The organism is Levilactobacillus suantsaiihabitans (assembly GCF_004745505.1).
GTDB lineage: Bacteria > Bacillota > Bacilli > Lactobacillales > Lactobacillaceae > Levilactobacillus > Levilactobacillus suantsaiihabitans.
The window spans coordinates 1-21,093 of the sequence record NZ_RKLX01000010.1 but is presented as its reverse complement, the minus strand read 5'-3'; the positions used below and the strand labels follow the sequence as shown (position 1 = coordinate 21,093).

Annotated in this window: 15 protein-coding genes; 13 read left to right on the top strand and 2 right to left on the bottom strand. The window is 49.4% G+C overall.

Annotation, left to right across the window (positions count from 1 at the left end):
- Window positions 1-364: 364 nt before the first annotated feature.
- Window positions 365-1,192 (bottom strand): pyruvate, water dikinase regulatory protein, encoded by an 828-nt coding sequence (locus tag EGT51_RS07105; RefSeq protein ID WP_135368035.1) that lies wholly within the window; start codon window positions 1,190-1,192, stop codon window positions 365-367.
- A gap of 180 nt (window positions 1,193-1,372) precedes the next feature.
- Here EGT51_RS07105 and rpsU point away from each other — a divergent pair, with 180 nt between their 5' ends.
- Window positions 1,373-1,561, top strand: coding sequence for a 30S ribosomal protein S21 (gene rpsU / locus EGT51_RS07100; RefSeq protein ID WP_125575857.1), 189 nt, complete (start codon window positions 1,373-1,375; stop codon window positions 1,559-1,561).
- Window positions 1,562-1,790: 229 nt separating this feature from the next.
- Here rpsU and EGT51_RS07095 read toward each other — a convergent pair whose 3' ends face one another.
- The gene (locus tag EGT51_RS07095) at window positions 1,791-2,819 is read right to left on the bottom strand and encodes a zinc-binding alcohol dehydrogenase family protein (protein WP_167850168.1); all 1,029 of its coding nucleotides are present in this window, start codon (window positions 2,817-2,819) and stop codon (window positions 1,791-1,793) included.
- Window positions 2,820-3,516: 697 nt separating this feature from the next.
- Between EGT51_RS07095 and EGT51_RS07090 the strand changes: the two genes are divergently transcribed.
- From EGT51_RS07090 to rpoD, 12 genes are all read left to right on the top strand, one after another.
- A complete protein-coding gene (locus tag EGT51_RS07090; RefSeq protein ID WP_135368033.1) occupies window positions 3,517-3,963 on the top strand; it encodes a GatB/YqeY domain-containing protein in 447 nt (148 codons plus the stop codon).
- 264 nt (window positions 3,964-4,227) lie between these two features.
- Window positions 4,228-5,214 (top strand): PhoH family protein, encoded by a 987-nt coding sequence (locus tag EGT51_RS07085; protein ID WP_135368032.1) that lies wholly within the window; start codon window positions 4,228-4,230, stop codon window positions 5,212-5,214.
- The gene (gene ybeY / locus EGT51_RS07080; protein ID WP_135368031.1) at window positions 5,214-5,702 is read left to right on the top strand and encodes an rRNA maturation RNase YbeY; all 489 of its coding nucleotides are present in this window, start codon (window positions 5,214-5,216) and stop codon (window positions 5,700-5,702) included. Before EGT51_RS07085 ends, ybeY begins: the two co-directional genes overlap by 1 nt.
- Complete coding sequence (locus EGT51_RS07075; protein ID WP_135368030.1) at window positions 5,680-6,084, top strand: diacylglycerol kinase family protein; 405 nt, start codon at window positions 5,680-5,682, stop codon at window positions 6,082-6,084. The genes ybeY and EGT51_RS07075 overlap by 23 nt, the downstream gene beginning before the upstream one ends.
- Before the next feature lie 184 nt (window positions 6,085-6,268).
- On the top strand, window positions 6,269-7,174 hold the full coding sequence (gene era, locus EGT51_RS07070) for a GTPase Era (protein WP_135368029.1): 906 nt from the start codon (window positions 6,269-6,271) through the stop codon (window positions 7,172-7,174).
- Between the two features lie 23 nt (window positions 7,175-7,197).
- Window positions 7,198-7,995: a DNA repair protein RecO gene (gene recO, locus EGT51_RS07065; RefSeq protein WP_135368028.1), complete on the top strand. Its 798-nt coding sequence runs from the start codon at window positions 7,198-7,200 to the stop codon at window positions 7,993-7,995.
- 173 nt (window positions 7,996-8,168) lie between these two features.
- A complete protein-coding gene (locus EGT51_RS07060) occupies window positions 8,169-11,777 on the top strand; it encodes a hypothetical protein (RefSeq protein WP_135368027.1) in 3,609 nt (1,202 codons plus the stop codon).
- The gene (locus EGT51_RS07055; RefSeq protein ID WP_135368026.1) at window positions 11,767-13,866 is read left to right on the top strand and encodes a hypothetical protein; all 2,100 of its coding nucleotides are present in this window, start codon (window positions 11,767-11,769) and stop codon (window positions 13,864-13,866) included. The genes EGT51_RS07060 and EGT51_RS07055 overlap by 11 nt, the downstream gene beginning before the upstream one ends.
- A gap of 490 nt (window positions 13,867-14,356) precedes the next feature.
- Window positions 14,357-15,286 (top strand): glycine--tRNA ligase subunit alpha, encoded by a 930-nt coding sequence (gene glyQ / locus EGT51_RS07050; RefSeq protein ID WP_135368025.1) that lies wholly within the window; start codon window positions 14,357-14,359, stop codon window positions 15,284-15,286.
- The gene (glyS, locus tag EGT51_RS07045; RefSeq protein ID WP_135368024.1) at window positions 15,286-17,361 is read left to right on the top strand and encodes a glycine--tRNA ligase subunit beta; all 2,076 of its coding nucleotides are present in this window, start codon (window positions 15,286-15,288) and stop codon (window positions 17,359-17,361) included. The genes glyQ and glyS overlap by 1 nt, the downstream gene beginning before the upstream one ends.
- A gap of 539 nt (window positions 17,362-17,900) precedes the next feature.
- A complete protein-coding gene (dnaG, locus tag EGT51_RS07040) occupies window positions 17,901-19,748 on the top strand; it encodes a DNA primase (RefSeq protein WP_135368023.1) in 1,848 nt (615 codons plus the stop codon).
- A 10-nt stretch (window positions 19,749-19,758) separates the two neighbouring features.
- Window positions 19,759-20,889, top strand: a complete 1,131-nt coding sequence (rpoD, locus tag EGT51_RS07035; RefSeq protein ID WP_382337137.1) for an RNA polymerase sigma factor RpoD — start codon at window positions 19,759-19,761, stop codon at window positions 20,887-20,889.
- Window positions 20,890-21,093 lie beyond the last annotated feature (204 nt).

The following is a 21,093-nucleotide window of genomic DNA, read 5'->3' as shown; positions in this document are numbered from 1 at the left end:
AGCGAAGCCAAAAGCCTGCGTCTATCAGTGACACGGTGTTGGTCAAAAGTTAGCTGGCAAGCTAGTGACTGCCGACTATCAGGGGTTAAACTGGCTGTTGGTGCACGTTTTGTCCATACAGCGGATATGAGATGTGTTTTTCCATTTAAAGCGTCGACCGCTTTTGGGCGCGACCCGTTGCCTCAGCGTTGCTAACCTGTATCTGACGAGCGGGTAGGCGACTAGTCCCTGTTATGAAGCACGGGTCAGCGGCTGGATGATGATAATCGTGCTAACTGATTTCTTTTAATAAAGTCAATTAAAAAGGTGATTTTCTACCGGCTGCTGGGGCCAGTCAGAAAATCACCTTTCGTTATTCGGGTTGTCAGTCGGCCAGGGGATGCGGGATCAAATCATAATCCACGCTCTCCATGATCAGCGTGGCCGTTTCTTCAATCGACTTGTTTGACACGTCGATGACCAGACAGCCAATCTTTTTGTAAAGTTTTTGCGCGTAGTCCAGTTCCTCCGTGATCTTTTGCGTATCGGAGTAGGCACTGTCGGCGGGCAAGCCGTAAGAGATCATCCGCTCTTGGCGAATTTTGCGGAGAATATCTGGCTTGTTAGTCAAGCCAAAGATCCGCTTGGGATCGACCTGCCACAGCTCGTCGGGCAACTGAGTCTTGGGCGACAGCGGCAGGTTGGCAACGCGTAAGTTGCGGTTAGCGAGGAACAAGGACAACGGGGTCTTAGACGTCCGTGAGACGCCCAAAATCACGATGTCGGCCTTCAACAGGCCAGCCGGGTCTTTGCCATCATCGTAGGTCACGGCGAACTCCATGGCGGCAATACGGTCGAAATAGGTGTCGTTGAGGTTGTGGACCAGACCAGGTACGCCTTCAGGGTCCAACCCAGTCGCCTGATGCATGACGTTCATAGCCGGTTGAATACAATCAAACTGATATAATAAATTTTTTGCGGCAAACTCACGCACGCGTTGACTTAATTTGGGACTGACCAGCGTGTGAAAAATCATGGCGCGTTGCTTCTTGGCCAGGTTTAAAATGCCGTCTAAAATCGAGTCGGTTTGAATGAACGGAAATCGCTGATAACTGGCTTGAATCGCGGGATACTGGGAAACCGCCGTCTGCGCAACGGTGAGGGCGGTTTCACCAGATGAATCGGAGATCACGAAAATTGTCATTTGCTGCATGGGCGAGCAACTCCTCTGATGTTTTCTTCTAGTGTACCCCGAGTGCTAAAACGGTTCAAATTTATTTGCTTGTGTTATTGACGCGGTTTGGGTGATTATGTATAATAGTTAAGAACCGTTACGCCGGTGGAGAGATTCCAACCGACGTTATTACTTGTGCTCGGAGGGAGGGAATTTTATATGGCAAAGACAGTCGTTCGCAAAAACGAGTCTTTTGACGACGCTCTTCGGCGCTTCAAACGTACGGTTTCCCGTAGCGGTACTTTACAAGAATACCGTAAGCGTGAATTTTACGAAAAACCAAGTGTGAAGAAAAAGTTAAAATCAGAAGCTGCGCGTAAGCGTAAAGCCAAGAAGAAGCGTTACTAAACCTCTTTTTGCATTTAACTCAAAGACCTCAGGACAAGTTATTGTTCTGGGGTCTTTGTTTGTGCAAAAAAGCGTGGGCCAAAGGATGATCAGCCTTAATGCTCGCCGGCTGCCCTTTGGTCCACGTTTCGGCTATTTAAAGGTGACGCGCAAGGGACTGGAATTGCTATGTCCCAGGTTCTTGTACACCGGCTTCAAATACCGGTCAATCGGTTTTGACGTCATTATTTTAAGATTCAAGTTCGTTAGTTAAAACGACTTTCCCAATCATTCGGTTGGCTTCGACCAGCTCATGGGCGGCGCGCAGATTGGCGGCGTTGATGGGCGTGAAGGTTTTGGTCAAAGTGGTGACCAGCTTACCGGCATCGACCAGCTGAGCGACCTGCGTCAAGATGTCGTGTTGGCTGATCATGTCCGGTGTGCCGAAGTAAGACTTGGTGTACATCCATTCCCAGGAAAAGGTGGCCCGTTTTTGTTTCAACGCGCGCAGGTCGATGGGAGTCTCGCTACCGGTGATGGAAACGATATGGCCGCTGGGTTTGATCAGTGAGACGATTTCCGGCCAATGCTGGTTGAGATTGCTCAATTCCAAGATGTAGTCCACCGTGGGGTAGCCCAATGCGTGGACCTGGGGCACTAAGTCTTGTCGGTGGTTCACGACCATGTCGGCACCGTGGGCTTGCGTCCAGGCAACCGTTTCGGGACGAGAGGCCGTGGCGATGACCGTCAGTCCCGCCAGGTGCGCCAGCTGTGTGGCCATGGAGCCCACCCCGCCGGCTCCGTTGATGATCAAGACGGACTTGCCGGCGTTGGCCTTGGATGTCGTGAGACTCAAAGGTAATTGTTCAAAGAGTGCTTCCCAGGCGGTTAGTGAAGTTAGTGGCATGGCCGCAGCCCGGGCCGGATTCAAGGATTTGGGTGCCGGGCCCACAATACGTTCGTCGACCAGGTGGTATTCACTGTCCGTACCCGGTCGTTTGAAGGACCCGGCATACCAGACGCGATCCCCGGGGTGAAACAGACTGACCGCATCACCCACGGCGTCCACGATACCATAGGCGTCAAAGCCGATCACCTTGGGTCTGGGCAACTTGATCGTGGTGCCACGCCGCACCGCCGTGTCGACGGGATTCACCGAGGTCGCCACGACCTTGACCAAAATATCGTGGCCCGTGGGGGTTGGTTTGGGTTCGAAAAATTCCAAAAAACTGTGTTCATCTGTAATCGGTAGGTTTTGGGTAAATCCAATCGCCCGCATGTCTTTCATAAGCAACGTCCTTTCTGTGCTAAGCCCAGATTACCGCAAATCACGGCAGAAACCAATTCAGACGCCTCTGGAGAAGTCGTCTGATAATGGCACACGAGTGCATCCGCCTTACCGTTGCGTTGGCGGAAACCAGTGCCTGCGGCTGCCAGGGATTCTGCCTGCTATGGGGACCGCCTGCAGCCCAGAAGCGGGCTTCCGGCTCGCTTTGAAGCCTGGCATAACCCGCCAGTCTCCAAAGTCGTCCCACGCACTAACCTGGCAAACAACGCCAGGTAACTGCGTCGACACAGCTGGCGCCATCCCTGGCCTCCTCCGGCAGATTGTCCGTTGCATCAACTAAGGTGACCGGACCGCCAACAGTTCGCACAGTTAGGTGGTAAACCCCGCTACTGTAGCCGAGAGTGGAGCGAAAGTTGTACTCAGCCGTGGGAGTTCCCTTAGTGGCGTTCTGGGCCGCTTAGGGAACTGGCGTCTTTGAGACGCGAACTGTCGGCTCAAAGCGAGGGCGAGACCGCACTTTGGCTCGACCGGTCCGCCCACCGCGTTCCAGCACAACTTTCGCGCAACGGTAAGGCGGACTGGCATGAAAGCGTCGCATACCACCAGTGATTTTTTCGGCCGGAATACCTGACGCTGGCGGCAATCAGGTGTAAACTGGATAGTAACCATATTTTTAGGAGGAAATGATATGAGTTTAGAAACCCAACTCAACACTGATTTAAAGACGGCCATGAAGGCCCACGACAAACTTTCCTTGAACGTGATTCGGATGATGAAGGCAGCTTTGACCAACGAAAAGGTTAAGCAGGGCCATGATTTAACGGCTGATGAAGAGCTGACGGTCGTTTCCCGTGAGTTAAAGCAACGCAAGGAATCTTTGGCAGAATTTGCCAAGGGCAACCGCGATGATTTGGTCGAAGGCGTCAAGGCCGAAATCGCCATCGTGGAAAAATATGCACCGAAGCAATTGAGCGAAGACGAGATTGCTAAGATCGTAGCCGACAGTATCGCCAAGGTGTCCGCTAGTGGCATGAGCGACTTCGGTAAGGTCATGGGTGTGGTCATGCCGCAAGTGAAGGGCAAGGCCGACGGGGCTATCGTCAATCAGACGGTCAAGGCCCAATTAAATAAGTAACGCTTTAAAGAGCCCGCCATTGTGTCCGGGCTCTTTGTGTCTGGCCAGCTGAGTCAAAAACTTAGCCAATTCTCATCCACCAGACTTTTCACGCTGAATCCTTTTACAATCCCCGGCGGTATGCTAAAATTTGAGTATTAGAGGTCTAAGCGGCGTCGGCGGTCGGTTAACGGATTAACTGGCCCTCGACTGGCGTTTCACGGGGCTCGCCACAGTAACGCAGCTCGTGTGACCTAAAAATTTAAAATAAAGGAGCCACCGTATTTGACTGAGAACGCAACGATTGAAAAAGAATATATCTTGGAACGCCCCGAGGACGAAGTGGGTCTGTTGGGGACCCAGGATCAATTTGTCACGATCCTGGAAGAGGGGCAAAACGTTGTGATCAAGCCCTTCGGCAATTCAATCAAAGTCTCCGGTGCGGCTGAAGCCGTGAACCAAACGCTGGCTATTTTACGCAACATGAGTGACCTGTTGGCAAAGGGCATCAAGTTAAACAGCGCTGACGTCATCAGTGCGATGAAGATGGCCAACCGCGGCACGCTCACGTACTTCAAGGATTTCTACACCGAAAAATTAATCAACGACGCCAAGGGCCGTCCGGTGCGGGTCAAGAACTTTGGCCAACGCCAATACGTTGACGCCGTCAAGCACAACGACATTACCTTTGGGATTGGCCCAGCTGGGACGGGGAAGACTTACTTGGCCGTCGTCATGGCCGTGGCCGCCCTCAAGCACGGCGACGTCGAAAAGCTGATCATCACGCGGCCCGCCGTGGAAGCCGGCGAAAGTCTGGGGTTCTTGCCCGGGGACTTGAAAGAAAAGGTCGACCCATACTTGCGGCCCATCTATGATGCCTTGTACGCCATTTTAGGGGCGGAACATACCACCCGGTTAATGGACCGCGGGGTCATTGAAATCGCGCCGTTGGCCTACATGCGGGGGCGGACGTTGGAGTCAGCCTTCGTCATCTTGGATGAAGCGCAAAACACGACCAACATGCAGATGAAGATGTTTTTGACGCGGCTGGGCTTTGGCTCAAAGATGATCGTCAACGGGGATATTTCCCAAATCGACCTGCCCAACAACGCCAAGTCGGGGTTGATTCAGGCCCAACACATCTTGCAAAACGTGCCGCACATCAGCTTTGTCACCTTTAGCGCGGAAGACGTGGTCCGGCATCCCGTTGTCGCCCGCATCATTAACGCTTACGAAGCCAACGATACTAAACCAAATGGAGCTAAGAAATAATGGACTTAGAGATTTACGATAAAACCAAAGATGGCGTTCCCGCCAAGCACGTTGACATGATCAAGGACGTCTTGGAATACGCCGGTAAATACCTGAAGCTAGCCGAGAACACGGAAATGTCCGTGACCCTAATGAACAACGAAGATATCCACCGCATTAACAAGCAATACCGCGGTGTGGATCGGGCCACCGACGTCATCAGCTTTGCCATCGAAGACGACGAAGATGCCGATGAGGATTTCCCACTGGTGATGGATGAAGAAATGGCCGCCGAGATTCCCGAAAATATCGGGGACATCTTTGTGTCCATGGATAAGGTCGCCGAACAAGCTGAATACCTGGGCCATTCCTACGAACGGGAGCTGGGCTTCCTCGTGGTCCACGGTTTCTTACACCTGAACGGCTACGACCACATGGAGCCGGCAGATGAAAAGGTCATGTTCAAGCTCCAGGCCGACATTTTAGATGCCTATGGCCTCAAACGGTAAGCAACCGCAACAGACCGGTAAAAATCGGGCCTTTAGTCAGTCGCTGGGCCACGCGTGGGATGGCCTGCGAGCGCTCTTTCACTACGAGCGCAACTTTCGTAAGCACTTGGCCGTCGGGAGCCTGGCGGTCATTGCCGGCCTGATTCTACGGCTGACGCTCAACGAATGGTTGTGGCTGGTCTTAGCCATCTTTTTGGTGTTGATCGCCGAGACCTTAAATACCATCGTCGAAGCCGTGGTTGATTTAGTCGTGGGCCAGCACTACCATGACCTGGCCAAGCGTGCCAAAGATGTGGCCGCTGGTGGGGTCTTGATGGCCGCGATTTTTGCCGTCATTGTTGGCGCGTTAGTGATGTTACCGGCGCTTATGCGTTGGTTCTAGGAGAGTGGGCCAAAAGGCGATTAGCTGGCGAGCATTAAGGCTGCTAACCAAATGATCCGGGGCTTGGATTGTTTGGTTAGCAGTTTTAAGCGGAACCGGCTGCCTTTGGGCGCACGTTTCAGCTATGTAAAGGTGACGCGAACGAACCTGGGAGGTTTTGCCCCAGGCTCTCTAGGAGGAAAAAATGGATAATCCAAATTATAAATCAGGGTTCGTGGCCATCGTCGGCCGCCCCAACGTGGGGAAATCGACCTTTTTAAATCGCGTGATTGGCCAAAAAATCGCCATCATGTCCAACACGGCCCAAACGACTCGTAACAAGATTCAGGGGATCTACACCACCGATGAAGCACAGATTGTCTTCATTGATACGCCGGGGGTCCACAAACCCAAGAGCAAGTTGGGCGACTACATGGTCCAGTCGGCCATGTCGGCACTAAATGAAGTCGATGCCGTGTTGTTCATGGTCAACGCCGCTGAAAAGCGCGGGGCCGGCGATAACTTTATCATCGACCGCTTGAAGGGCATCAAGGCGCCGGTCTACCTGTTGATCAACAAGATCGACCAGGTCAAGCCCGACGACCTCTTGCCCGTGATGGAGCAGTACCAAACGGCCTTGCCGTGGAAAGCCGTCTACCCGATTTCTGCGCTCGAAGGGAACAATGTCGATGAGCTGTTGACGGGGTTGGTTGACGAGATGCCGCATGGGCCGCAGTACTATCCCGAAGACCAGGTCACCGATCACCCTGAACGCTTCGTGGTCAGTGAATTGATCCGCGAAAAGATCTTCATGTTGACGCGCGAAGAGGTGCCGCATTCTGTGGCCGTAGAAATCGAAAGCATGAAGCAAAAGAACGAAGACCACGTCCACATCGAGGCCACCATTATCGTGGAACGGCCGACGCAAAAGGGTATCATGATCGGCAAGGGCGGTAGCATGCTCAAGAAGATTGGGACCCTGGCACGCCAAGATATTGAACACCTGCTCGGCAGTAAGGTCTATCTGCAGCTGTGGGTCAAGGTGCAACCGAACTGGCGCGACAAGGCCAGCCTATTGAAGTCCTACGGTTACCGCAAGGACGATTTATAAAAAATGAAAGTGGGGGATGAGTCGTGGCACGAAACGTAACGGATTTTCACGGCATCCTCCTTTTTCGGCGGGATTACGCAGAACGCGATTTTCTGATCAAGTTTTTGACCGCTGAGTTTGGCAAGAAAATGTTTCTGGTCCGCGGCGCCAAGAAAAAGGGCTTCAAGATGGTGGCGGACATCTTACCGTTCACAGTCGGCAGTTACGTCGGTGATATTGCTGACGACGGTTTGTCGTACATCCGCACGGCCAGGGAGACCAGTCAGTTTCAAAGCATCAGTGAAGACATCTTCAAGAACGCCTACGCGACCTACATCATGAGTCTAGTCGACCAAGCCTTTCCGGATAGTCAGCCGTTGCCCGAATGGTATCACCGCGTCAAGCGCGCATTGACGCTGATCGACGAGGGCGTCAACGCGGCCATCGTGACCAACATCATGGAGATCCAGCTGATGCCGGCCTTTGGGGTCGCGCCACAGCTGCAGGGCTGTGCCATTTGTGGGCGCACCGACTTGCCCTTTGACTACTCGGAAAGCTACGGGGGCTTGTTGTGTCAGCAGCACTGGCAAATGGACCCGCGGCGCTTACACCTGGCGCAACGCACGATCTACTACCTGCGCCAGTTCTCGGTGTTAGATCTCGACCCCCTGCATTCGATCAACGTCAAGCCTCAAACGGAGCACGCCTTGCGTCAGCTGATGGATGAAATCTACGATAGCCAAATCGGGGTCCACCCCAAGGCCAAGCGCTTCTTGGACCAGATGCAGTCCTGGTCGGCTCGGATGACGATGCCGCCGGGGGATGGCACGACGGATAAATGAAATTTTAAAATAGTCAGGATGATGTTTAATACGTTGTCCTGGCTATTTTTCTGATGAACACACGAAAGTAAAGTTTTTGAAAGCATTGCGTACAGTTATTGTAAATCCCCTTGTAACATTAAAATAGTTTTGTTAGGTTGAAGTCACTTAATATTTGGGGGAGGACCTGTAAAATGTCAGGCTTAGATTTTTCGGGTATCATGGGCAAGGCACAACGGTCGTTAACGGTTAAACAACCAGGATGCCTGGTAACAGTTGCTGCGCCAACGGGAAGTGGTAAGACATATGGCGTTATCCGATATGTGAGCAAGAGAATTGTGGGAACAACCGATATGCGATTTTTCTTCGTGACGGTCAACAAGGCTAATTTAAAGATTGATAAGTTTTATCAAAAGCTTGAGGAAGAATATATTGAGAAAAACGGGCCGTTTAGTTCAGAGGATGAGAAAAAATGGTATTTACACCGACAAGTGGCTATTCTGTATCCTTTAGAAGAGACAGTTGAGCGTTTGATAGAGGTGCCGATGCCAGTTGAAGTGCCGACACAGGAGGCTCAAGAAGTTGTGGAACAACTGAAGGTTTATTACGGTCGCTACCACAGCCAACCTAAAAAACAGTCGGTAGCTGGTCGCAATGACTTTCAAAATCTTAAAAATGCTTATCAGGATACTAAGAATCTTCTGTTAAAGGCCCTTGCCAAAGAGTTGCAGTTAGATTTTCCTTTGACCCAAAGAGAGAAAAGAGAAATTGTAGCATACGTCAATGAAGATGAGACATCGTTAGCACATTATTTGAATCAGTACTTTCCAGAGATTAATTTGGCGCAACGTCGACTAGTTCTTTTATCTTGGGCAAAATTTATTCGCACCTATCTTGACTTTTACAATAATAAGTCAATTGAGATTAGCAGTCCGGAATGCTTGGGACAAGCAATTGTGATTTTGGATGAAATTGATGATATGAAAAAACAATATTTGGATAAGATCATTGATGACGCCATAAAAGTCCCTATTGATTTTTTATCTTTCTTCAGAGAAATCAAGACGGGGCTGAATAACTTACAGAAAAATCGGCCAGAAGATGTCATGAGGCTGATGCGTCAAAATCAAAAATTTGCGAAACTGAAAAATAGCGCTAATCGATTAGCCAAAAAATATAAGTTGACGGAGGACTATAAAACAGTTGGAGAGAAAACCACGACTAACTTTATTTTTAATTTGGCCGGGATGACGTTGACTAGTAGTCGTCCTTGGTGGAGCCACCAAGATGACTTAGAAAAGCGCGTTGTTTTATCACATCAAAAGGCACCAACAGATTTGAAATTCTATCAGATGATTCAAACAGTTAGTCAGTTTTTCAATCATTTTGTACACCAATCAGTTGAATGGGCAATGACTTATCAGCAGCAAGTTAACAAAAATCGTTCTAAAAATGCTGACCAACTGAGCCTTGAAGATGCGCTCTCAACAATTTGTGATTGTTTATGGCTATCTCAGGGAGCTAAGCAACTAGTCATCGATTTATATCAGCGGTTGAACTTAGGGTATTCTAAAAAAGTGCAGCCAATTAGCATCAAGCGGTCTAGTGAATCAGGCTATTATCTTCAGCGCCAGGGATTACAGCTGATTTCTTTAGCGGATAGTGATGCACATTTGAATCGAACAAAGATTAGTGCGGCATTCGTTCAGGAAACACCAGAAAAGTTTCTGATTCGTTTAGCGCGACGCGGCATTGTCTTGGGGATGTCCGCAACTGTTGACGTGCCAACGGTTATTAGTAACTTTGATTTTCGATTCATTCGCGAACAACTTGGTGATCATCTAATAGATGGATTAGCAAACTTGCCGACTGAAAGTCAAAAACAGTTTGATGTTAGTCAGCGTTGCCGGGAGCGTGGCGTTAAGATTAACGTGATTGAAGTATCGAAAAATAAAGTTTCCTCAGAAAATGGATACATGCTGAGCTTAATCCATAAATATAGACCTGACTTTAATCCTGATGAACAGCAGATACCAGTTATGCAGAAACTAGAAGAATTAGTTGAGAAAAAAATGTCTTTAGTTTCTTCGTATTCTCAACAAGATAAATCTAAGAGTGTTGACTATATTCAAAAGCGCTATTTTGATTTATTCGAAAGTATTATTTATTTTCTAGTAACACCAGAAATGACCAGTTTTTTGGGGCTACAAAGTATTTTACCTAAGGCAAAGCAAGAAATTGATGAAATTGATATGTCACAAACTTTCATTGATCAGGTATTTCACTTACTGTCTCAATTGTTCTGTACTGCGGAGAAGCATTTACCGCAGTTGAAAATGATTGCGAAGAAATTATCAAGTGAACACCTTTCTATTAAAGAACAAATTCGAGAAGCCTTGGAGTTACCTGAAAAATCGCAAACACGCGTCTATCTATTAAGTGCGTATGCCACGTTAGGAGTGGGTCAAAATTTACAGCATGACATCGGGCAATTGGAGGCAAGTCGTGTGGTTGATATCGCACCATCTGATGCAGATCCTAACGATTCGCGAAGAAAAAAAGTAGATATCGCTGGTATTTACTTGGGGCGAATTACCCATGTATTGACGCAAATTCCAGATTTAGCGACTGATGATAATAAAAAAGTGTGGATTCGAGCCTATTATGAGATGCTTAGTCTGGCGGATAGTGGTGAGATAAGTTTGATGGAAATTAAAAAACATATGATTAATAAGAGCTTAGGGAGACCAAATAAGCAGTTTAGTCAGACAAGTAGTTACACGGGAGCGTGTACGCGATCTATTTTACAAGCGCTGGGTCGATTGGATAGATCGTTTAATAAGATGCCTCAGATAACAGTTATTTTAGGAGATCGTATTCGCGATGTCTTTGATCCGGTTCGAATGAAAGATTATCAACTGGGACCGTTAGCGCAAGCAATTATGGTCAATCAGAAAGACGCCGAAGATGAGCAATCAGTGATGGAAAATGTTCGGTTGGAACGTTGGTGTAATCGTACTCTGGAAACACAGCAGTGTGTTGCGTCGATGCTCGGTCACTTGCAAGATGATGCTCGAATAGCAGACCACTTTCGCCAGTATCGGAGGACACTACTCGAAATGCCAACGCCAACGTTAGAACAGTATCGTGTCCATGAATTAGATCCCGAGTTTGCTTATTTAGCTTGTCGAGAAAGTGCTTATCATATTCATCGATTAGGTGAAACGTTTGAATTTGGTATCGAAAAACAAGGGAATGAAGAAATTTCAGCATTGTCTTCTGGCTTGCTAACGATTCTCAAGTATCCAGGTATGCGTGATTATTTTATGGCAAATGGTTGGGCAATTGCATGGGTGAATCATGGTTTCATGATGAATCCGGTACAGTTTGATAGTTACAAAGGTATTTTGGGTGAAGTGGCAGGCCGATTTATTGTTGAACGGCGCTGGCACGTAAACTTACAACCATTGTCCGAAGAAAACAATGAGCTTTTCGATTACCAGACCTCTGGGCAGATCTATATTGATTTTAAGAACTGGCGGCAACCACATGATCAAAATGTTCAGGCGGCGAGAAATCACGTTCAAGGAAAACTGGATAAGGTAAGGAGTCCTCAGCCATTAAAGAAGAGACGGGTGTTGGTTATTAATTTGATTAGACCTGCAATGAGACAAGACTTGGCTGTGCGAATGACTGAAGATGGCCGGATCATGGAGATTCCCCAGTTAATTGATCAAGACGGAAGCTTTGCTTTGACAGCAGAACAAGAAAGAATGGTAGGTGTGTTTTTAAATGGCAGATGAACCGTTATTAGTATACACGAATGTCTTGGATTACGAGTTTGATCCAGTTAAGTTTGACCACCGTTTCCGATTAGTATTGGCAGAGACTCAAAAGCCAGAAGAATTGCCGGCATGGTTTGCGGCATGCCCTGTCCTTGCGATTCACAAATTACATCGGACGCATGATGATCAATCAGGTAAATTGACTGGTCCTTACCGCTATTTAGTGTTATTGGACCAACTAGATGGACGGGTGCCAAATAATCAGTTTATTCAGTCAAAAACACTGACTTTTAAGCAAGCCCGTAGTCAGAAAATAGACACGGACACGATTGTTATGTTGATGCTCAAAGCTAAAAAGCAATCTGTGCTGGATTCTCAGTATATTTTGCGAAATCCTGATGCAACAGATAAATTGTTTTTGGTTCATTCAAAATCAAAATCAAGCTATTCTTTAGCTGTAATGGAGATACAATTAAAGAACCATGTGTTGCAGCTGATAACGCGAACATTTAAGAGGTCTCAAAAAAGCTATGGCTATGTAGAAAGGGAAGGATGTCTAAAGTGGTGTGGGCATTCTCAACGTGAAGATAAAGTTTGGACACAAGATCATTTGAATGGTGAAAAAAATGTCATTGACTTTTTCTCGTTAGAAACCCAGAACGACTTTGAGTGGACTAGACTGGGTATCCTGTTAGGTTTGTTGACCGCTCTACAAGGTGAAATGGTATGTTTTCGTCGGCAACCACGACTACATGTGAGTGAGGTAACAAACTACTTGACTAAACGTAAGGTTACTGCACTTAAACAAGTATTGAAGCAGGCTGGCTCACAGACAATTTGTCTAGTTGTTAAGAATCGACAGCCCCACCTCCAGGCTTTAGCGGAGTATTTGCTAATGCGAATGAGTAAAAGCGTTTTGCTAAGGCGAGCCGGTGTGGTGACTAAAATGAGTGAAGCGGCGATGCCCGGACTTAATATTCAGCTAGTTATGAATCGCCAGGATTCGAGCTATCAAGTAAGTTGTGCCAATCGAGTTATTCAGCATTTAACTTTTGAAAATTTTGGGAGCTTTGATATAAATACCAAGCAATACCAATGGCAACTAACCACTGATGACGATATCATGAATGATAGTCGATTCTTAATGACGCTATCGCAACTATTAACTAAGAGAGATATTATTCAAGGACGACTTCAGTTATCACCGTCGGAACTGTCCGCCGTAGCGATGAGATTTAGCTACTATTTATTTGAAAAGAGGAATAGGAAGTCTGAACCACTCTGTGTACATGTCACTAGACTGACGATTGCAGCCACAGGCCAGTTGGATTTTGAAGAGGCTGATTTTGGTGAAGTTATTGCGCCAAATGAATCAAATGAGTTGTTACAAGTGGCGTACCAAGTATGGAACGCTGATAATGAGAAGAATGCCTGGTTGCTAGGAGCCATTCAAAATAGTCAAGGTGTCTTTGCTATTTATCAGTCTGATCTTTTGACGATTCCCAAAGTGGAAGAAATTTCTCGGAATTTGGAATTAGCTAATCCTAGTCATACTGTTTGCCGGGAGGACTTAGTTGATGTGGTCCAAAAGTTGCACTATCAAGAGCCAAAATATATCCAGCAACGAAAGAAAGTATTGGCAGAGTTAAAGAGTCTTAATGAGGCTGAGTTGGCTATCAGTCAGGTTGGAAGTGCCTTGGAATTGAGCTGGCGTAATCGGGTAATGCAAGACTTTAATAAGCAGTTTCATAAAGAGCACGGATTTTGGCTAAATCTACCAATTCGACAAACGACTTATGATAACTACTGGGGTGGGACATATGGCATGGGGTTAGTGGAATTCCTAGGTGAATTTTATTATTTTGTCGGCCACAGTACGCTGATTCAAAAACGTCAGAAGAGGGCTGTCCCTTTGAAAAAGATTGTGGCGATGGATAGCGAGCGTCCACGAGCAGATATTGTTAAAATATTTGGTGACCTAGAGTCGTTGATGCAGGTAGGATTTGTACGGTTGAACCAATATACTGTTTTGCCATTTCCGTTTAAATATGTACATGAATATCAGGAGTTAGTGGCACATCACTATCATCCAAATGAAAATAATTAAAATGGCTAGAAGTGCGAAACTAGCGAGCACTATTCTTTTTGGCAAGTCCTCAGGTTGGGCCTTATCGCTAGACGAGGGTTGATTCGGTCAACGGGTTCGGCGTCTCGATTAGTCAGTTCGCCGATTTGCTTGGAAATTTTGTTCTGGTTTGTGAGCAGCCAGTTGACAACCCCGCTCCAGACAGCTATCATAAAACACAGTTAAATAAGTCGATTATGATGAATGAGAGTCACGGCGTCATTGGTTAAGCGAATTCGGGAGAGTGCAAGCCGAATCCAAGCCGCCGTGAGTTGGCACATTCGGAGTCGTTTCCAAGTAAGCTGCTAGTCATTGACTAGAAGTAGGGTGGAACCGCGAAAATAAAACTTCGTCCCTACGTGAATTTGCCTCGGTGAATTCTCGTAGGGCTTTTTTGCGCGCTTATTTGTTTAATCGGTCGATCAGTTCGTCTCTTGACCACTGGCAACCATACAAGGAGGAAACAGCACCCATGACAGAAAAACTGTCCATGCAAGCAATCATTTTGAAGTTACAACAGTACTGGTCCGCACAGGGCTGCATGCTGATGCAAGCTTACGATACGGAAAAAGGGGCCGGGACCATGAGTCCTTACACCTTCTTACGGGCGATCGGGCCAGAACCTTGGAACGCCGCTTACGTTGAACCTTCCCGCCGACCAGCCGATGGTCGTTACGGGGAAAACCCGAACCGGTTGTACCAACACCACCAGTTCCAAGTGATTATGAAGCCGTCTCCCGATAACATTCAGGAACTTTACCTGAACAGTTTGAAGGAACTGGGCATCAACCCCTTAGAACATGATATTCGGTTCGTGGAAGACAACTGGGAAAACCCATCCATGGGTTGTGCCGGTGTTGGTTGGGAAGTTTGGTTGGACGGGATGGAAATCACCCAGTTCACGTACTTCCAAGTCGTGGGGGGGATGGAAGTTGATCCCGTCACCTCTGAAGTGACCTATGGGTTGGAACGGTTGGCCTCTTACGTGCAAGACGTCAACTCCGTCTTTGATTTGGAATGGGCCGATGGCGTCAAGTACGGCGACATTTTCAAGGAACCCGAATATGAACATTCCAAGTACAGCTTTGAAGAAAGCGACCAGGACATGTTACTGCGGCACTTTGACGAATACGAAGCCGAAGCCAAGAAGCAAATCGCTAACGGGCTGGTCCACCCGGCTTACGATTACATCTTGAAGTGCAGCCACACCTTTAACCTGTTGGATGCACGCGGGGCTGTGTCCGTTACGGAACGGGCCGGTTACCTGTCACGAATCCGGAACATGGCACGCGCCGTGGCTCGGGCATTCGTTGCTGAACGGAAGAAGCGTGGATTCCCGTTGGTTAAAGACGAAGCCTTACGGGCAAAATTATTAGCAGACGACGAGGAGGCCAACAACTAATGGCACACACATTTTTACTGGAAATTGGACTAGAAGAAATGCCAGCCCACGTGGTAACGCCAGCCATCAAACAACTGGTCAAGCGGACGGCTGACTATTTGAAGGAACAACGCATCGCTTACGACGACATCAAGCCGTTTTCGACGCCGCGGCGGTTGGCCATCCAAATCGATGGGTTAGCCGACAAGCAAGAAGACATCAGCGAATCCGTCAAGGGTCCCGCCAAAAAGATCGCGCAAGACGCCGATGGTAACTGGACCAAGGCCGCAATCGGGTTTACCCGCGGTCAAGGCCTGACGCCAGATGACATTACCTTTAAGGAAATCAAGGGTACGGAATACGTCTACGTCGACAAGTTTATTGCCGGCGAACCCGTGGCCGAAGTCCTGGCTGGCTTGAAGGATATCATCACCGCCATGACTTTCCCAACCATGATGAAGTGGAGCACCCATCATTTCGAATACATCCGGCCCATCCGTTGGTTAGTGGCCCTGTTGGATGCCGACGTGATTCCCTTTAGCATCTTGGACGTCACGACCGGTCGCAACACGCGCGGTCACCGGTTCTTAGGCACGGACATCGACATTGCGACGGCCGCCGACTACGAAGCCGACCTGACCACCCAATTTGTCATCGCCGACGCCGACAAGCGCAAGGCTTTGATCAAGAAGCAAATCGAAAAGATCGCTAGCGACCATGACTGGACGGTCACCGTCGATGCCGGCTTGTTGGAAGAGGTCAACAACTTGGTTGAATGGCCAACCGCCTTTGAGGGGAGCTTTGACAAGAAGTACCTGACCATCCCCGAAGAAGTTCTGATCACCTCGATGCGTGACCACCAACGCTTCTTCTACGCCCGTGATGCAAAAGGCAAGCTGTTGCCTAACTTCATCTCCGTGCGTAACGGGACCGACCACGACTTACAAAACGTGGTTGCCGGTAACGAGAAGGTCTTGACGGCGCGGCTAGAAGACGCCATGTTCTTCTACACGGAAGATCAAAAGAAGACCATTGCCGATTACGTCGACCGGCTCAAGTCCGTTAGCTTCCACGACAAAATCAGTACCATGGCCGAAAAGATGGCCCGGGTCACGGCTATTGTCGGTGTCTTGGCTAAGCACTTCAATTTAAACGATGCGCAAACCAAGGCGGCCGTTCGTGCCAGTGAGATCTACAAGTTTGACCTGGTCACCGGCATGGTCGGCGAATTCGCTGAATTACAAGGGGTCATGGGTGAGAAATACGCCTTACTGCAAGGCGAAGATCCAGCCGTTGCCCAAGCCATTCGCGAACACTACGAACCGATCTCGGCCGATGGCGCGCTGCCAACGTCCGTGCCCGGTGCCGTCTTGGCTCTGGCCGATAAGTTTGACAGCATCATGACCTTCTTTGCTGCGGGGATGATCCCTAGCGGTTCCAACGACCCTTACGCTTTGCGGCGTCAGGCCACTGGGATCGTGCGTATCGCCCAAGACCAACAGTGGTCCTTACCGGTCGCTGAACTGGCTAGTGATTTCATCACGGCTGAAGACACGGCGCACGTGGCCCCACAACTGGACCAAGCTAGCCAAATCGACGCCATGGTGTCCTTCATCAAGGATCGGATTCGCAAGATCTTGCGTTCAGCCAAGCAACGCCATGACATCATCGATGCCGTGACGGCTGGCTCCAGCAGCGACGTCTTGCAGATCTTCACGGCCGCTCAGCTCTTGGCTGACCACGCCGATGACGCCAACTTCAAAGATGTGATCGAATCCTTGACGCGGGTGATTCGCTTAGCCCAAAAGGCACCGGCCGAATTAGCCACCGCCACGGTCAACCCTGATCTGTTTGAAAATGACAGTGAAGGTGCCTTGCACCAAGGCGTTGCCGAAGTGGCAGCGGCCGCTGAGAAGGGCTTGGCTGACCTGTACGCCAGCCTGGTAGCCATCCAACCTACGATTGCGGCTTACTTTGAAGCCACGATGGTCATGGCCAAGGATGATGCCATCCGCAACAACCGCTTGACGGAACTCAGTCATTTGGCCACCTTAGCGTTGACCTTAGGCGACTTGGATCAATTGATCGTGAAATAGAGAGCTGAACCGGCTGCCTTTGGGCACACGTTTCAGCTAGGTAAAGGTGAAAGAAACGCGCCTGAAAGGTTTTGCCTCAGGCACGATTAGATTAGAAGGGTCCCGTGGTTTTGGCCGCGGGGCCCTTCATACATATGTGTATTTAGCCGCCTACCATTCGCCGAATAGGGGTTGGCCCACCGGGACGGACGGGTCGCCAAAGGGCGGTCTCGACACCTTGCTTTGAGCCGCAACCCACGTCTCAAAGTGGCCTCATGGCCGAAACGTGCGCCAACAGGCAACTGGTTCCGCTTAACAGGGCTAGGCAAATAATCCAAGACCGGGATTAACTGCCTAGCCCTGTTATTGCTCGCCAGTTAACCGCCTGTGGTCACACTCTTTTTCAGCGAGCCGAAAAGATTGACAAAAATTGCCCTTATGCTATCATATAACTTGTAGTTTTACGCGCGAATTCCAATTAAAGAGTCGCACTTTTCGGGTTTCCGGGGTGCGACTTTTCAAGGCTATGGCGCATGGATCCACGGTAAGGGAGTGATGGTGTGGCAAAGATACCCGAGGACGTGATTGAAACCGTTCGGACGGCAACGAACATCGCCGACGTGGTTGGGCAGTACGTCCAACTTAAGAAGTCCGGTAAGAATTTGTTTGGTCTATGCCCCTTTCATGAGGAACGGACACCGTCATTTTCGGTTTCAGAAGATAAGCAGATTTTTCATTGCTTCAGCTGCGGTCGCGGGGGCAACGTCTTCAAGTTCTTGATGGAACTGGAACACGTCAGTTTCCCAGAGGCAGTGGTCAAGGTCGCGGACTTTAGTCACGTGGACCTTGACAGCGAGTACCGGCAAGATGCCAGCGGGCCCAAGATGGACTCGAAGACCAGTCAGCTCATTGATCTGCAGGAACAGGCGGCCAAACTTTACCACCACGTGTTAGTCAACACGCAGGTCGGTCAACCAGCGCTGGATTACCTGCACGATCGGGGGCTCACGGACGAGACCATCGAGACGTACCAGCTGGGATTTGCGCCCGGCCAGCGGCTCTTAAAGCCGTTCTTTGAACAACGCAACAGCGACTACCAGCTCTTACGGCAGTCAGGATTGTTCATTGAAAATGCGCAAGGGGAGTTACGGGATCGGTTCACCGAACGGGTCATGTTCCCCCTGCGCAATGCCAGCGGTCACGTCGCGGCGTTTTCCGGGCGGCTGATCAAGAAGGCCGACGACCAACCCAAGTATTTAAACAGTCCAGAAACGGCCTTGTTCAACAAGAGCCGCCTGCTGTTTAACTTTGATCTGGCCCGACCGGCGATTCGCCAGGCTGGGGAAGTCACCTTGTTTGAAGGATACATGGATGTCATCTCGGCGACCCAAGCGGGTGTGCACAACGGGATCGCGTCCATGGGGACCAGCCTGACCACGGAACAGATCTACGCCATCGAACGGACGACAGATAAGCTCAATGTCTGTTATGATGGAGATGAACCTGGGCAACGGGCCATTTCGCGAGCGTTGACGTTATTGGGGCAGCACAGCCACCTGACGCTTAGTGTGATTCAGTTGCCGGAGGGCCAAGACCCCGATGAATATCGGCGCGCCCACGGTGACGAAGCCTTTCGCCAAATGTTAACCACCGCCAAGGAGCCGCCGTTACAGTTCAATCTGCGGTTCTTGCGGCGCAACAAGGCGTTGGACACCGACAGTGAACAACTGGCGTACGTCAATCAGGTCATGCCACTGCTGGCCCAGGTGCAAGAGCCCGTGGAACTGGACATGTATTTGAACCAGTTGGCTAACGAGTTTCACATCGACAAGGCGGCCTTGCAGGCACAGTTGAAACAAACGCAACGCGATACCGCCGCGCAGCAGGAACGCGCTCGGCCCCGGCAGGCAGTGAACCAAACGCCACCGCCGCCAGAAACGGCCGTCACGGTCCATCAACAAAAGCGGCCACTGACACGCTTAGAGCGGGCGGAACGCGGTTTGTTGATCCGTTTACTGCACGACCGCAACGTGTGGGCTAAAGTCACCAGTATTGAAGGGTTCAGCTTTGTCCACGACGATTATCAAGTGATCTATACCTTGGCCCAAGGTTATTTCCAAACGCATCAAACCTACCGTACTGCTCAGTTTACGGACTTCATTAAAGAAGACCGGCTGCAGCAGATCGTCATCGATTTAGAGACGGCAACTTACGCGGCGGTCACCCCGCGTGAGATCGATGACTATTTAGCAATCATTATGGACGAGGCGCCGATCGACGAACAACTTCGTCAGAAGAAAAATCAACTGGCGGAGGCGTCGCGCCTCGGTAATGCCGAGCAACAACGGCAATTAGTCATTGAGATTGTTCAGCTGGAGCAACAACGCCAGGCGAACAAGCAACTTTAGTCTAGGGGGTATTTTAATGGCAAAAAAGACCACGGATCAACCAATGTTTGACCAAAAGGCATACAACAAGACGGTGCGGGCTTTGATCAAGAACACCAAGAAGGCCGGTCACATCACGTACGATGAACTGACTGATAAGGTGGCCACGCCTTACACGCTGGATGCTAAGCAAATGGATAAGTTACTTGAAACGATTTCCGATGCCGGAATCAGCGTGGTTGATGCTAAGGGTGAGCCAGATGCACGGGCCGTTAAAGCACAAAAGGCCGTTTCCAAGAAGGAATTGAAGGAAGCCTCCACGACCACTGGGGTCAAGATCAACGACCCCGTACGGATGTATTTGAAAGAAATTGGCCGGGTCAACCTGTTAACGGCGGACGAAGAAGTCGCCTTAGCCTTGCGGATTGAAAACGGCGAAGAAGAAGCCAAGCAGGAATTGGCCGAAGCCAACTTGCGGTTGGTGGTATCCATCGCCAAGCGTTACGTGGGCCGGGGCATGCAGTTCTTGGATCTGATCCAAGAAGGGAACATGGGCTTGATGAAGGCCGTCGAAAAGTTCGACTACCGTAAAGGGTTCAAGTTCTCCACGTACGCCACTTGGTGGATTCGTCAGGCCATTACGCGGGCCATCGCCGACCAAGCACGGACGATTCGGATTCCTGTCCACATGGTCGAAACCATCAACAAGTTGATTCGAATTCAACGGCAATTACTCCAAGACTTAGGGCGGGAACCAACGCCTGAAGAAATTGGGGCCGAAATGGACATGCCAACGGAAAAGGTACGCGAGATCTTAAAGATCGCTCAAGAACCAGTTTCTTTGGAAACGCCTATCGGTGAAGAGGACGATTCGCACTTGGGTGACTTCATTGAAGACCAAGATGCCACGAGTCCTGCCGACCACGCCGCTTACGAACTCTTAAAGGAACAGTTGGAAAGTGTCTTGGACACGCTGACTGACCGGGAAGAAAACGTGTTGCGGTTACGGTTCGGGTTGGACGACGGCCGGACGCGGACTTTGGAAGAAGTCGGCAAGGTCTTCGGGGTTACCCGGGAACGGATTCGGCAAATCGAAGCCAAGGCGCTGCGGAAGTTACGCCACCCATCACGGAGCAAGCAACTGAAAGACTTTTTAGAATAATCCTGAATTAGGGATCCCCGCCATGACTGGCAGTTGTCAGTCGTGGCGGGGATTTTTTTGTGTCAGGCCAAAATCTTCATTTTTAAGGCTCTTTGTCAACCGGTGTTGATGGGGAGAATTTGAGAGGTTCAATTCACTTACGAATTGGGCCTCTTTTTTGGACCCGAATATTGAATTCAATCTGTATTCTGTAGTGGAAGTTAG

Coding starts and splice junctions, on each gene's coding strand:
- EGT51_RS07105 (WP_135368035.1), bottom strand. CDS start 1,192: ATGCAGCAAATGACAATTTTCGTGATCTCCGATTCATCTGGTGAAACC.
- rpsU (WP_125575857.1), top strand. CDS start 1,373: ATGGCAAAGACAGTCGTTCGCAAAAACGAGTCTTTTGACGACGCTCTT.
- EGT51_RS07095 (WP_167850168.1), bottom strand. CDS start 2,819: ATGCGGGCGATTGGATTTACCCAAAACCTACCGATTACAGATGAACAC.
- EGT51_RS07090 (WP_135368033.1), top strand. CDS start 3,517: ATGAGTTTAGAAACCCAACTCAACACTGATTTAAAGACGGCCATGAAG.
- ybeY (WP_135368031.1), top strand. CDS start 5,214: ATGGACTTAGAGATTTACGATAAAACCAAAGATGGCGTTCCCGCCAAG.
- EGT51_RS07075 (WP_135368030.1), top strand. CDS start 5,680: ATGCCTATGGCCTCAAACGGTAAGCAACCGCAACAGACCGGTAAAAAT.
- era (WP_135368029.1), top strand. CDS start 6,269: ATGGATAATCCAAATTATAAATCAGGGTTCGTGGCCATCGTCGGCCGC.
- EGT51_RS07060 (WP_135368027.1), top strand. CDS start 8,169: ATGTCAGGCTTAGATTTTTCGGGTATCATGGGCAAGGCACAACGGTCG.
- EGT51_RS07055 (WP_135368026.1), top strand. CDS start 11,767: ATGGCAGATGAACCGTTATTAGTATACACGAATGTCTTGGATTACGAG.
- glyQ (WP_135368025.1), top strand. CDS start 14,357: ATGACAGAAAAACTGTCCATGCAAGCAATCATTTTGAAGTTACAACAG.
- glyS (WP_135368024.1), top strand. CDS start 15,286: ATGGCACACACATTTTTACTGGAAATTGGACTAGAAGAAATGCCAGCC.